At 39.3% G+C, this 13,949-nt stretch carries 13 protein-coding genes; 4 read left to right on the top strand and 9 right to left on the bottom strand.

Annotated features, from left to right (window positions below):
* Positions 1 to 128: 128 nt before the first annotated feature.
* Genes fabG through yceD form a run of 6 tightly spaced genes read right to left on the bottom strand, consistent with a single transcriptional unit; the run spans position 129 to position 4,553 of the window.
* Positions 129 to 863, bottom strand: coding sequence for a 3-oxoacyl-ACP reductase FabG (gene fabG, locus ACNART_RS08655; RefSeq protein ID WP_196533127.1), 735 nt, complete (start codon positions 861 to 863; stop codon positions 129 to 131).
* A gap of 8 nt (positions 864 to 871) precedes the next feature.
* The gene (fabD, locus tag ACNART_RS08650; protein WP_151434798.1) at positions 872 to 1,804 is read right to left on the bottom strand and encodes an ACP S-malonyltransferase; all 933 of its coding nucleotides are present in this window, start codon (positions 1,802 to 1,804) and stop codon (positions 872 to 874) included.
* Between the two features lie 19 nt (positions 1,805 to 1,823).
* A complete protein-coding gene (locus ACNART_RS08645) occupies positions 1,824 to 2,777 on the bottom strand; it encodes a beta-ketoacyl-ACP synthase III (RefSeq protein ID WP_198620648.1) in 954 nt (317 codons plus the stop codon).
* A gap of 4 nt (positions 2,778 to 2,781) precedes the next feature.
* Positions 2,782 to 3,819 (bottom strand): phosphate acyltransferase PlsX, encoded by a 1,038-nt coding sequence (plsX, locus tag ACNART_RS08640; RefSeq protein WP_088493193.1) that lies wholly within the window; start codon positions 3,817 to 3,819, stop codon positions 2,782 to 2,784.
* A 24-nt stretch (positions 3,820 to 3,843) separates the two neighbouring features.
* Complete coding sequence (rpmF, locus tag ACNART_RS08635; protein ID WP_006537252.1) at positions 3,844 to 4,014, bottom strand: 50S ribosomal protein L32; 171 nt, start codon at positions 4,012 to 4,014, stop codon at positions 3,844 to 3,846.
* Positions 4,015 to 4,019: 5 nt separating this feature from the next.
* A complete protein-coding gene (gene yceD, locus ACNART_RS08630; RefSeq protein WP_023582576.1) occupies positions 4,020 to 4,553 on the bottom strand; it encodes a 23S rRNA accumulation protein YceD in 534 nt (177 codons plus the stop codon).
* Between the two features lie 141 nt (positions 4,554 to 4,694).
* Between yceD and ACNART_RS08625 the strand changes: the two genes are divergently transcribed.
* Together ACNART_RS08625 and ACNART_RS08620 are read left to right on the top strand one after the other, a co-directional pair.
* Positions 4,695 to 5,294 (top strand): Maf family protein, encoded by a 600-nt coding sequence (locus ACNART_RS08625; RefSeq protein ID WP_196533125.1) that lies wholly within the window; start codon positions 4,695 to 4,697, stop codon positions 5,292 to 5,294.
* 46 nt (positions 5,295 to 5,340) lie between these two features.
* Positions 5,341 to 5,742 (top strand): hypothetical protein, encoded by a 402-nt coding sequence (locus ACNART_RS08620; protein WP_198620649.1) that lies wholly within the window; start codon positions 5,341 to 5,343, stop codon positions 5,740 to 5,742.
* Positions 5,743 to 5,846: 104 nt separating this feature from the next.
* Here ACNART_RS08620 and rluC read toward each other — a convergent pair whose 3' ends face one another.
* Positions 5,847 to 6,800, bottom strand: a complete 954-nt coding sequence (gene rluC / locus ACNART_RS08615) for a 23S rRNA pseudouridine(955/2504/2580) synthase RluC (protein ID WP_099076193.1) — start codon at positions 6,798 to 6,800, stop codon at positions 5,847 to 5,849.
* Between the two features lie 531 nt (positions 6,801 to 7,331).
* Between rluC and rne the strand changes: the two genes are divergently transcribed.
* Complete coding sequence (gene rne, locus ACNART_RS08610) at positions 7,332 to 10,790, top strand: ribonuclease E (RefSeq protein WP_368926952.1); 3,459 nt, start codon at positions 7,332 to 7,334, stop codon at positions 10,788 to 10,790.
* A 178-nt stretch (positions 10,791 to 10,968) separates the two neighbouring features.
* Here rne and tmaR read toward each other — a convergent pair whose 3' ends face one another.
* Both tmaR and ACNART_RS08600 read right to left on the bottom strand, forming a co-directional pair.
* The gene (tmaR, locus tag ACNART_RS08605) at positions 10,969 to 11,307 is read right to left on the bottom strand and encodes a PTS system regulator TmaR (protein ID WP_036937771.1); all 339 of its coding nucleotides are present in this window, start codon (positions 11,305 to 11,307) and stop codon (positions 10,969 to 10,971) included.
* A 256-nt stretch (positions 11,308 to 11,563) separates the two neighbouring features.
* Entirely contained in the window at positions 11,564 to 12,826 is a 1,263-nt protein-coding gene (locus ACNART_RS08600; RefSeq protein WP_368926954.1) for an MFS transporter, read from the bottom strand.
* Positions 12,827 to 13,095: 269 nt separating this feature from the next.
* On the opposite strand from ACNART_RS08600, the gene ACNART_RS08595 reads away from it, so the two are divergent.
* Positions 13,096 to 13,707, top strand: a complete 612-nt coding sequence (locus ACNART_RS08595; RefSeq protein WP_198620651.1) for a LysE family translocator — start codon at positions 13,096 to 13,098, stop codon at positions 13,705 to 13,707.
* Positions 13,708 to 13,949 lie beyond the last annotated feature (242 nt).

Raw genomic sequence — 13,949 nt, 5'->3', positions numbered from 1 at the left:
GCGCGATGATTTTCTTAGTTTATAAATACAGGAAAAGATCTAACCAATCCCGACTGTGTGGACTACTTTATTTGCTATATTTTGCATTATATTGTACGCAAAAAGCAAATATAAAGACGTCCCCATAATTAGATCATGTACATGCCACCATTGACATGCAATGTTTCACCCGTGATATAGCTTGCTTCATCAGAAGCTAAGAAAGCTACAGCACTGGCAATCTCTTTGGCATCACCTAAACGGTTAGCAGGGACTTGAGATAAAATACCTGCTCTTTGGTCGTCTGTTAATGCTCTAGTCATATCAGTTTCGATAAAACCTGGAGCAACAACATTCACCGTAATGCCACGGGAAGCAACTTCGCGTGCTAATGATTTACTAAAACCAATCACACCCGCTTTCGCCGCCGCGTAGTTTGCCTGTCCTGCGTTACCCATGGTTCCAACAACAGAACCAATCGTAATTATACGACCATAACGTTTTTTCATCATAGCACGCATAACTGCTTTAGACAGACGGAAGACTGATGAAAGATTAGTGTCAATGATATCTTGCCACTCATCATCTTTCATGCGCATCAACAGGTTATCACGAGTAATACCTGCATTATTGACCAAAATATCAATTTCGCCAAATTCAGCGCGCACATCGGCTAAAAATTTTTCGATAGAGTCGTTTTCTGTGACATTTAACACAAAACCCTTACCCTTACCGTTTAAATATTCGCTGATAGCTTTCGCACCGTTTTCACTCGTTGCTGTACCAATTACTGTCGCACCGCGTGCAACTAAATCTTCTGCAATCGCACGGCCAATACCACGGCTTGCACCAGTAACTAGCGCTATTTTTCCGTCAAATCCCATGAGATCCCTCAGTCATTTCCTAATGCAACATCTAATGATGCAATATCATTAACTGCTGCAGCGTTCATTTCTTTAGAAATACGTTTTGTTAAGCCAGTTAATACTTTTCCTGGCCCGATTTCTAATAATTGTGTGATACCTTTTTCAGCAATAAGTTCAACCGTTTCAGTCCAGCGAACTGGATTATAAAGCTGGCGAACTAATGCATCACGGATTGCATTTGCATCAGTTTGTGCTATCACATCAACGTTATTAACGACCTGAATTTCAGGTTGTTTAAATTCGATTTCTTGTAATGCAACCGCTAGCTTATCAGCAGCCGGTTTCATTAAAGCACAGTGAGAAGGCACGCTTACTGCTAGTGGTAAAGCACGTTTAGCACCCGCTTCTTTACATAACACACCAGCACGTTCTACGGCTTCTTTGTTACCCGCAATAACAACTTGACCCGGTGAATTAAAGTTTACAGGTGAGACAACTTGTCCTTGCGCTGCTTCTTCACAGGCTTTTGCAATAGCGTCATTATCTAAGCCGATAATCGCATACATTGCACCCGTACCCGCAGGTACGGCTTCTTGCATCAGTTGACCACGTAATTCTACTAATTTAATTGCCGCAGCGAAATCAATAACTCCCGCACACACTAAAGCAGAATACTCGCCAAGACTGTGACCTGCCATCATTTGTGGCATTTTGCCTTGTTTTTCTTGCCATACACGCCAGATAGCAACAGAAGCTGCTAATAATGCTGGCTGTGTTTTCCATGTTTTGTTTAGCTCTTCTTCTGGGCCATTCTGAACTAAGTCCCAAAGAGAGTAACCCAATACATCAGATGCTTGAGCAAATGTTTCAGTCACGATTGGATATTGCTCTGCAAGTTCTGCAAGCATTCCAACAGATTGTGATCCCTGTCCGGGAAAAACCATTGCAAAATCAGTCATGTTTATTTTCCTGATAATATTAAAAACGGATAAGTGCAGAACCCCAAGTAAAACCGCCACCAAACGCTTCCAGTAAGATTAACTGACCACGTTGAATGCGATTATCTCTTACAGCTTCATCTAATGCTGTAGGGACTGATGCTGCTGACGTATTGCCGTGGCGATCTAATGTCACCACTACTTTATCCATTGTCATATCCAGCTTTTTCGCTGTCGCTGAAATAATTCTTAAATTTGCCTGATGAGGCACAAGCCAGTCCAGTTCAGATTTATCAATTTTGTTAGCTTCAAGTGTCTCATCCACAATGTGGGCAAGCTCACGAACTGCGACTTTAAAAACTTCATTTCCTGCCATAGTCACGTAAGCAGGTAAATCGTCATTTTCTCTACTCTGATAAGGTAGTGCTAATAGATCACCAAAACGGCCATCAGAATGTAAATGGGTAGAGATAATGCCTTCTTCTTCTGATGCGCCAACAACCACAGCACCTGCCGCATCACCAAATAGGATAATCGTGCCACGATCTTCTGGATCTAAAGCGTGAGATAATCTGTCAGCACCAATAACCAGTGCTTTTTTAACAGTGCCCGCTTTAATAAATTGATCCGCAATACTTAATGCATAAACAAAACCTGAACATGCAGCCGCAACATCAAAAGCAATACAATCACTAATACCTAATGCATTTTGAATTTGGCAAGCCGCACTTGGAAATGCATGAGAGCCAGATGTAGTTGCAACAATAATCAATCCAATGTCTTGCTTATCAATACCTGACATTTCTAATGCTTTTTCGCCAGCACCCGCACCCATCACGGCAACAGTTTCTTCTTCTGCTGCAATTCGACGTTCATGGATACCCGTTCTGGTAACAATCCACTCGTCAGATGTTTCAACCATTTTTTCTAAATCGGCATTAGTTCGCACTTGTACAGGCAAGTAACTACCAGTACCTAAGATTTTTGTATACATTCTATCAATCGCTCTTGGGTAATACTGTTGTCAGTCGTGAAGCAATTCGCTCTGGAATTTTTCGCTCAACGGCATGAACAGCCTGTTCTATTGCTGCTGTAAACGCGCTTTCATTTGCGCCACCATGGCTTTTAATGACGATACCGCGTAATCCTAACAGAGAAGCACCGTTATACTGGTCGGGGTTCATATGTCCAAAACGCTTAATTAGCCGCTTTTGTAACCACTTCTTCAATATTTTCATCCACCACGACGTTTTTTTATTTTCGGTAGTAGAAGATTTAATCAATGAAAGGAAAACTCTAATAACCCCTTCCATCGTTTTAAGGGAGACATTACCTGCGAAGCCGTCACACACCAATACATCAGTTTTGCCTGTCAGTAATTCATTACCTTCAACATAACCAATATAATTAATATTCGGTGTCGATTTTAATACCGTAGCAGCTTCGCGGATATTATCTAATCCTTTGCTCTCTTCTTCACCAATATTTAAAAGCGCCACTTTCGGTGAATCAATCTCTGCTATCTCTTCGGCCATAACTGCGCCCATTACCGCAAACTGCACCAGCATTTTGCTATCACAGTTAACGTTAGCGCCTAAATCAAGAACAACCGTCTTGCCTTTTTTCTGATTAGGTAATACCGAAACCAGTGCAGGACGTTCAATTCCATCAATCGCATTAAGTCGAAGTTTTGCTAATCCCATTAATACGCCAGTATTCCCTGCACTTACACAAGCCTGTGCTTCCCCTGTTTTCACGAGATCAAGTGCCACTCGCATTGATGTACCTTTACTTGCTCTAATAGCTTGTGAAGGTTTGGCATCATTGGCGACAATATGTTCTGCGGGTATAACTTGTAAACGGGAGATTAGCTCAGCATTTTGATTTGCAAGCAGAGGAGATATAGAGTCTGGTTGACCTACCAGCAATATTTTTAAATGAGGATTAGATGCCAGCGCCCGCAAACAAGCAGGCACTGTGATGCGAGGACCGAAGTCCCCGCCCATCGCATCTAACGCTATGGTTAGATTTGTCAAGGTATCAACGAGCTATAAAGCTAATTACTTGTTGATAACCTTGCGGCCACGGTAGTAACCGTCAGCAGTTACATGGTGACGCAGGTGAGTTTCACCAGAAGTTTTGTCAACAGAAACTTGAGTTACTGTCAGTGCGTCATGAGAGCGACGCATACCGCGTTTAGAACGAGTTGGTTTGTTTTGTTGTACGGCCATTGACCTTACTCCTTAGTACTTTTCTTTAAACTGGCTAATACGGCAAATGGATTTGGCTTCTCTGATAATTCTTCAGGGAGTTCACCAAACACCATATCCGCGTCGGACACTTCACAGTGTTCAAAATCATGTACCGGAACCACCGGCAAGTTGAGGATTATTTCATCTTCAATCATTGCCAGCAAATCTATTTCACCAAATTCGTTTACATAAACTGGTTCATATTCTTCCGGTAATGTCTCGGCCCGTTCATCACTGACAACAGGGCTAAAACAATATGTTGCGTGAACATGATACGGAAAATGGCCACCACAACGTTGACATTCTAAAGTCACATCCACATCGGAATGTCCTTTAATCACGGCAAGACGTTGATGGTCAATATCAAATGATAAAGCCACGTCAATATTACTGTCCACACTGACCACCGATTCAGCTAAGCGGCTTACTTGCTCTGGAGAATAATGACCGTCATAGTCTAAATTCTTTTGAGCTGCTCGCAGCGCATCAATGGTCAGGGGTAATTTTACCTTTTGCATAAGGCGCGCATATTATCTTTGTAATGGAATATAGTCAAAGAAAAAGGCGGGTTATCTACACCTTTCCACCAAAATTCGCTTTATCAGCGGCGCATAGTTTAGAATGTCAGGCATCATTTTGCTACGGATTTTAAAAAAAATATGTTGCCACTCGTCCTTGCGTCTACTTCACCCTTTCGAGCTCAGTTGCTGAAAAAGCTTGGAATGCCCTTTATACAGGCATCTCCAGAGATTGACGAAACCCCGATGCCCACAGAGTACGCTCAAGATCTTGTCAGTCGCTTATCCTATGAAAAAGCCAGCGCTTTACAAGCAAAATTTCCACATCACCTTATAATTGGCTCTGATCAAGTTTGTGTACTGAATAAAAAGATCACGGGAAAACCCCATAATTTTGATAATGCCTTTGCACAATTAAAACAAGCTTCAGGACAATGTGTCTCGTTTTACACCGGATTAACTGTATATAATAGTCTAACGTTAGAACATCAAACTCATTGTGAATTATTTCAAGTTTACTTTCGTCATTTAACTGATGAAGAAATTATCAGTTATTTAAATAAAGAAATGCCTTTCAATTGTGCTGGAAGTTTTAAATCTGAGGGACTAGGCATCACTCTATTTGATAAACTTGTCGGCGATGATCCAAATTCTTTAATTGGTTTACCACTTATCCGATTGAATAAAATGTTACTCTCGCAAAGAATAAACCCATTATTTTTCTCTGATGATCACAAATGAATCTGGTCATCTTATTTTTTAATCTTATGTAGCGATAAAGCGTATTATGAATAAATTAGCATCAGTCTTAACAGCTTTAGTGATGGCAACAGCATTAGTGGGTTGTTCTGATGAAAAAGACACTGAAATTTCAACAACAAAAGCAACTAACACGACAAATACTATCCAAGACGGTGTAATTTCAGACAAAAAAGATGACAGCAAATCCTTATTTAAAAAGAATTTCGTCAGTAGCTGCATATTAGGTTCGGGCATTACTGATGATGCGCTAATTCCTCAAATTGCCGAAGTGTGTGAATGTACTTACGACGGCATTATTAAAAATTACGGAATTAACGAATTTATCCGTGTAGATATGGAAATGCGCAAAAACGGTTCAATATCACTGCCTAAAGAGTGGGATATTGATAAAATTGTTGAGCAATGCATGACAAAAGTGGAAGGTTAATTCTATTTTCCACTCACTTTCTTAGTGGTTTAAGAAAAGCAATACGCCCAACAAACTGGGCGTATTGAGTATTCGGATTTTCTGTTGAAATAAAAATTTTCGACTTAAGATTTTTGACTACGTAATACTTGCAAACAATGGCGTAACTGATTATCCATTGGCGCTTCAATTCGCATTTGTTCACCCGTTGAAGGATGAGTAAATGTCAAAGAACTAGCATGTAAAAATAGGCGATTAAGTTTAGTTCCTACCAATTGTGAATCAAAATCACGATCACCATAACGATCATCAAATGCAATAGGATGACCTGCATGTAATGTATGCACACGAATTTGGTGTGTTCTTCCTGTCACAGGGCTTGCTTTCACTAATGTGGCAAATTCAAAGCGCTCTTCCACTTTAAAACGCGTTTCAGAAGGCTTTCCTTCATTGCTTACTTTAACCACTCGCTCACCACTTTGAAGAATATTTTTCAACAACGGTGCCTGAACAACTTTAGTGTGAGATTGCCATTGACCACGCACTAAGGCTAAATAATCTTTTTGCATCTGTTTTAAGCGTAATTGCTCATGCAAAGCACGTAATGCTGAACGTTTTTTTGCAATTAGTAAAACACCCGATGTATCTCTATCAAGACGATGTACAAGCTCTAAAAAACGCGCTTCTGGGCGCAATGCACGTAAACCTTCAATCACACCAAAACTTAACCCACTTCCCCCATGTACAGCCGTACCAGAAGGTTTATTGATGAGCATTAAATGGTCGTCTTCATATAAAATACAATTTGACAATGCAGCGACTTTATCAAGCTTTGGTGATACCGCGACTTCTTCTTTTTCCGATACTCGCACAGGAGGTATACGGATGCTGTCACCCGCATTGAGTTTGTATTCAGGTTTAATTCGCCCTTTGTTAACTCGAACTTCCCCTTTACGGATAATTCGGTAAATCATACTTTTTGGTACACCTTTTAAGCGTGCCAGTAAAAAATTATCGATACGCTGGCCTGCTTCATCGCCATCAATGGTGACGAACTGAACTTGATTAAATGATTTCATAGTGGCGATTCTTTGGCTCTCTTAAAATAAAAATAACAAACAACTTTGTGGTGTACAAAATAACATCAAATCTGTCGTCTATTTTAACCTGAATAATGGGAAAAAGACGAAACATTAGCTAATCTCTCATATTTATACAGAAAAAGTCACCAAAGCAGAAAAGTCATCTTGCTATAACCCTAACACCAATGGAATAATGCAGACTCTCCTGATTATGTTTATCAGGTATATTTATGAAAATTTTGTTTGTTTGATTTTCAAAATGCAGCAATGGCGTAAGACATAGTCGAAAATCAAACAATTTAGTATGCCATAAATACATCGCTTATTGAGTTGAAACATCGTGTTCAATTAAAGAGTGCTGAATTTTTGAACTAAAAATCAGACTCACCGACATATTGCACCTCTATACAATCGACAACCGTGAGGTTGACGCATTTGTAAAAGACACGAGGTCATCGGTTATCAATAGTGTAATTACGTATGTTAGTGGCACATTATAAAACGTGAAAATAACGAGTAAGTCACAATATGAAAAGAATGTTAATTAACGCAACTCAGCAGGAAGAGTTGCGTGTTGCCCTTGTCGATGGGCAACGCTTGTACGATCTGGATATCGAAAGCCCCGGTCATGAACAGAAAAAAGCGAATATCTATAAAGGTAAAATCACTAGAATTGAACCCAGCTTAGAAGCCGCTTTTGTTGATTATGGTGCGGAACGCCACGGTTTCCTTCCTATCAAAGAAATAGCCCGCGAATACTTTCCTAGTAATTATCACTCCCATGGTCGTCCTAACATCAAAGATGTCTTAAAAGAAGGCCAGGAAGTTATTGTTCAAGTTGATAAAGAAGAGCGTGGTAATAAAGGTGCAGCATTAACCACTTTTATCAGCCTTGCAGGAAGTTATTTGGTATTAATGCCAAATAATCCTCGTGCGGGTGGTATTTCTCGCCGTATTGAAGGTGAAGACCGTACTGAACTCAAAGAAGCTTTATCAAGCCTTGAAATCCCAGATGGTATGGGTCTGATTGTACGTACAGCAGGTGTTGGTAAATCTGCCGAAGCACTACAACAAGACTTAAGCTATCGTCTAAGACACTGGGATGCTATTAAGAAAGCGGCTGAGAATCGCCCTGCGCCATTCTTAATTCATCAGGAAAGTAACGTAATTGTTCGCGCATTCCGCGACTACTTACGTCCTGATATTGGCGAAATTTTAATTGATAACGCAAAAGTCGTTGAAATGGCGCGTAGCCATATTGAAGCGATTGGTCGTGGTGATTTTGCTAGCAAAATTCGCCATTATACAGGTGCAGTACCTCTATTTAGCCATTACCAGATTGAATCACAGATTGAATCTGCTTTTCAGCGTGAAGTTCGCCTTCCTTCTGGTGGCGCTTTAGTTATTGATACAACTGAAGCATTAACAGCGATTGATATCAACTCTTCACGCTCAACCCGTGGCGGTGATATCGAAGAAACTGCGTTCAATACTAACTTAGAAGCGGCTGACGAAATCGCACGCCAATTACGTTTACGCGACTTAGGTGGTTTAATTGTTATCGACTTTATCGACATGACGCCTGTGCGCCATCAGCGTGAAGTTGAAAACAGAATGCGCGAAGCTGTTCGCCAAGATCGTGCTCGCATTCAAATTGGACGCATCTCTCGCTTTGGTTTATTAGAGATGTCTCGTCAACGTTTAAGCCCTTCATTAGGTGAATCTAGCCATCACGTTTGTCCGCGTTGCTTAGGCACCGGTACTATTCGTGATAACGAATCACTGTCACTTTCTGTGTTACGTCTTATCGAAGAAGAAGCACTTAAAGAAAACACACATGAAGTACATGCGATTGTACCTGTTCAAATCGCCTCTTATTTGCTTAATGAAAAACGTAAAGCAGTGACTGACATTGAATTACGTCAATCTAATGTCAAAGTGGTTATTGTTCCTAATGACCAAATGCAAACGCCTCATTTCTCTGTTATTCGTGTGCGTAAAGGCGAAGAAATTACCTCTCTGAGCTACAACTTAGCGCAATTCCATGAGAGCCAGCTAAATGAAGCTGAGGACGATGTTGTTACAGAGCGTAAAGCGCCTGAACAACCCGCTATTTCAGCCTTTGGATTGCAAGAAGAAGAGCCGATTGAAGCGACGAAAAGCAAAAAAGCACCTCAGCCTCAAGCTAAACCTGTTAAATCAGAACAAGCTCAAGGTACAGGTTTCTTTGCCTCTATCGCAAAATTCTTCTCTAACTTATTTAGTAGTGAACCAGAGCCTGTGGTAACACCAGAAAAACCACAGGAAAATAAGAAAGAGAATAACGACAATCGTCGTGATCGTCGTAATAACAATAATCGACGTAACAACAATAATCGCCGTGACCGTGATAACGATCGTAATCGTGATAACGCAAATAGCGAAGACAATCGCAAAAATCGCAATCAAAAACCACAAACAACGCCAACAACTGAAGTTAGTAGTGAGCAAGAGATTGCAGAACGCGAAGCTCGTCGCCAACAGCGTCGTGAACAACGTGCGGAACAGCGTCGTCGTCAAGAAGAAAAACGTCAACAGCAACAAGAAGCGGCTAAAGCACAAGCGGCTCTTGCTGAAAATGATACCGTTGCAAAAGATAGTGCTGATGAGAAGAAAGAAGAACCTCGTCGCCCTGCTATGCAACGCCGCAATCGTCGTCAATTAGCACAATCTGTACGCGTAACTGACAATGATAATGCATTGGCTGTTGTACCCGTTGTGACTGAAAAAGCCGTTTCTGAGCCTCCTGTTGCAACAACACAAACTAAAGTTGCGCCAACAGAAAAATCAGCACCTAAAGCAGTCGCTGTTGCGAAAGTTGAAGCGAATGAAGCACAAGCTGTAAAAGCATTACCTGATGCAACTAAATCACAAGATGACAATAAAAACGAAGATAATAACGGGCAAGATAATGTTATGCCACGTCGTTCTCGCCGTTCACCTCGTCATTTACGTGTAAGTGGTCAACGTCGTCGTCGCTATCGTGATGAGCGTACCTTAACAGTATCACCAATGCCTCTGGCAATGGCGGTGGCTTCTCCTGAACTTGCTTCAGGTAAAGTTTTCATTCGCTATCCAATCACACCAATAAGTGATGCACCATTTATTGAGAATAATGCTGAAAACAACAATGACGTTTCTGTTGAAAACCGCATTATTACTCATCAAGATCCACAAATAGTCGCTATCGCACCAGAGGTTTCAGAAACCATTGTTGCTGATATTGCACAGGTAAGATCGACTGAATCAACTTATTCTGTCACGGTTAGTACTGAATCAACCACAGAGGCTGTTGCTGAAATTATTGCAGTAGAGCCACAGGCTGTGCCTGTTGAAACTAACGACATTATTGAAAACAACGTTATCAGTGATGTCATTAATGAAGTGAATACAGAAGAGCATATTACTCGTAAAGAGAACATTTCAGCGGTATTAAATACCACTGAAGCTTATATGCATGAAACTTCACAACAGGCTGAAACAAACATCGCGCCAGAAGAAGTTGCACAAGATACAGTTGCACCAGTAGAGAGTGAAATATCAACGCCTGAGCCTCAGCCTGTTGAAGCAGTAATAGTAGCTACAGAAGAAACTGTTGAACAACACAAAGAAATTACGACTGAAACCGTTGTTGAAGCTGTTATTGAAACGGTTATTGAAGACCAGCCAAAAGAAAGCGCAATCTCTGCGGTGGAAATTGAAACGGTAACAGAAAGCAAACCAACTGAAGTCGTTATTCGTCAAGAGCCTGTTGCAGTTGCACGCCAACTACATGCAAGCTCACCAATGACAAAAGCGCCAGCCGCTGATGAAACACCTGTGGCAATTGAAATCAAAGCATGGGAAACACGTCCAGCTTTTGATAAGAAAGGTCGCACAGGTGCGGGTGGACATTGTTCTACTAATCACGCTTCTTCAGAAATGACTAAAGCTGAAAGTCAAAACTGATAATAAGGTGTTATTAAGAATATCTTGATAATACTTCTAAATTAAGAGCCCACTTTTTAGTGGGTTCTTTTTTTTGGGTAACTATTAGCAAATTAACTGAGTATTTATTAAGCCAACATAAAAAAGCCCCTGAATATTCAATTCAGAGGCCTTCGATTTCTTATTCTTAGTAAAACAATCAGTCTTTTAGATCAGGAAGATTTTTAATTTCACCCATCGCTTTTAACTGCTTAGATAATTCACGGCGCTCTTTAGACAGATCGGCATTTTTAATAATGTAATCGTCAACACGATCGTCATAGTCACTACGCATATTAGCAATAATACCCAATACATCTTCAATCGACATACCCGGTTTAATGTATTCACTTAAGTTGTCTAACAAAAGAACACGTTTTTGGTTATCACGGATCTTTTTCTCATTGTCAGTGATCTCACGACGGATTTTGTTTTTACGACGATACATACGCACAAACTCCAGTACGTTTTGGAAAGACGGCTTGTTTGCGTTATCCATTTCCTACACCTTTACAATTGATATTTAAGATAAATAGTTCTGTTTAAGATTATCGCTTAATCGTGTCAATAAACAAGCAAAGTTTACAAATTTAATTGATTTTGCTTAATTAACAATTAATTAGGATGATATACATTAATAAATATAGTCAACATTCTTTAACCCGTAAATGTTCACTTAATTAATGATAAAAAAATGGCTACACATTTTTACTGGTAGCCCAAATCGATACTACAAAGGATAAATTAATCAGCGATTAAATAGGCTGTGCTTTATTTTGATCTTCATGTTGTAAGCCATCAAGTGGCAGTAATGCTTTCGCGTCTGAACGTAAAAACACTGCTGAGAAAAGTGTTGTCCCTATCACAATACATCCCATCACCATATAGGTTGGTGCAAAACCATAATGATCATAACCATAACCCGCTAATGGAGATAATAATGTAGCAACAATAGAGCTAACACATTGAAAACCGACTAAATAGAGTGTTGAAGATAAACGTTTGTCAAAGTGTTGACTGTTATATTTAAAAATTGAAATTAATAAAATAGGTAACTCAACAGCATGTAATAATTTCATACAAGAGATCAAGACTGGACCATCGACTAGTCCTGAGCCAATAATACGTGCCGCCATAACACTGCTTGCCAGTAATAAGCCGTTTTTAGCACCTATTCTATTGACCAGAAAAGGTGCGACAAACATACCACCAGCTTCTAAGAATACCTGCAATGAATTCAGATATCCGTACATCTCATTACCCTGCTGTAAGGTTGCAAATTGCGATGAGAAAAAGACGGGAAACTGTTGGTCATAAACTCCATAAACACAGGTACCAATAACAAATAAAATAAGCGCCCAAAAACGAGGCAATGAAAGTAAATTCAGTGCGTCTTTTATGGTAATAGCCGATGTTTTCCCATGCTCTAATTGATTAAATGCGTCTGATTTATCTGTTTTTAAAAGTGTTAAAAGAATTAAGAACACAACACCAGAAATAGAAGCCATCACAAAATTATAATTAGGATCGATGTTTATATTGTGTCCTGCAATAAATGTTGCAGATGCCCAACCTAGCGATCCCCACATTCTCGCCCTACCGTATTCAAAACCACGAATACGACTAACACGCTCTGTATATGACTCTAATACACCAATCCCCGCATTAAATGTCATACCTACATATAAACCTCCCAAAATGGAGCCAACAAAAATATTCCAGCGAAGTATTGATGCGAAACCTAGAAAAAATGGTCCAGAAAGAATAAGTAATACTGCAATCACTAATAATAAATTCTTTCTTAGTCCTAATTTATCTTGAATAAAGCCATATAGAGGTTGAGCACATAACGCAATCAGAGAAATTGCAGAGAATATCAATCCAGTATCTGTCGCTTTTAATCCTACATACTGATTTAACCAAATAGAAACTAATGAAAAGGATGAAGACCAGGTAAAAAAGAAGAAAAACAACAGCGCACTTAAGATCGCATAGTATTTTTTTGAGTCTTTGTTCATTGGTTGAGCGCCTTATAAAGTCATTTCACCCTTAAATGTTAACGTTAACTTTTAAGTTCACAAACAATTATATCGCTTTAATGTGACATAAGGCACATAAGTTAACGTTAACAACTTGAGTTATGTGCTCTAGATCTACCTTTATCTTTTATTGCCATTACTGACAGTAAAACGCACGAAAAGGCATCATATAATCCCTTTTCTTTAATCTCCTTTGTTAAAATAACAGTGTCCTCCATAATTCGCTTAAAACTATCTAAGACAATACTATGGATATACTTGGTTTTATTATTACGTTACTGCCGATAATTATCTCACCGGGTGCAAGTTTTACAATTGCTTTAGATAACACCTTAACCTATGGCATAAAAGGGTTATTGATCACGATTATAGGCACCGCATTAGGCATTATTACTCACGGGCTTTTGGTCGGATTAGGAATAACAAAATTATTAGTTTCGTCCCCTTCTGCTTTTATGGTATTAACTATTCTTGGTAACTTGTATTTAATTTATCTTGGAATTTCTTTGATACGTTCTGGATTAAAAGCCTCTAAAAACACCACAATTATTCATCAAAAAGTCTCTATCAAAACAGCTTATATTGCTAATGTGCTTAATCCTAAAGCAATTATGTTATATCTTGTGGTTGTTTCTAGTTATGCTGGTGCGACGCCAACACTAGGTAATTATCTTGCTTTATCTTCTATTCATATTTTCATGATGAGTATCTGGCTAATTGCTTGCTGTAGTTTTATTTTATTGTCATCACAAAAAATCAATATTGTTACTATGAAAAAAGTAATCAATATTAGCGGGGGTACGCTCCTACTTATTCTCACAGCAACACCTTATATTAAACACTACATAAGCACGCTTTGATCTGACATTTCACGTTTACCGCATTATGGTTTACCATGGTCTTAATTAAACCCAATACAACTCATTGAGTAATGATTTAAAAAAAATCATCAATAACTTTACGGTAGGAAACCTTGTCTAATTCAGCGAAAACGCCCACATTTTACGTTCATGACTATGTGAATTTATTTTAAATAACTGATTGTTAATAATTTATTTTTTAGCCTGCTTTATTCTGTACTCAATTATGTACTCACTGCAAG

The sequence above is a fragment of the Proteus sp. LHD240705 genome, assembly GCF_047921555.1.
GTDB lineage: Bacteria > Pseudomonadota > Gammaproteobacteria > Enterobacterales > Enterobacteriaceae > Proteus.
The sequence above is the reverse complement of the archived record's forward strand: the minus strand, read 5'-3'. Positions and strand labels throughout refer to the sequence as shown.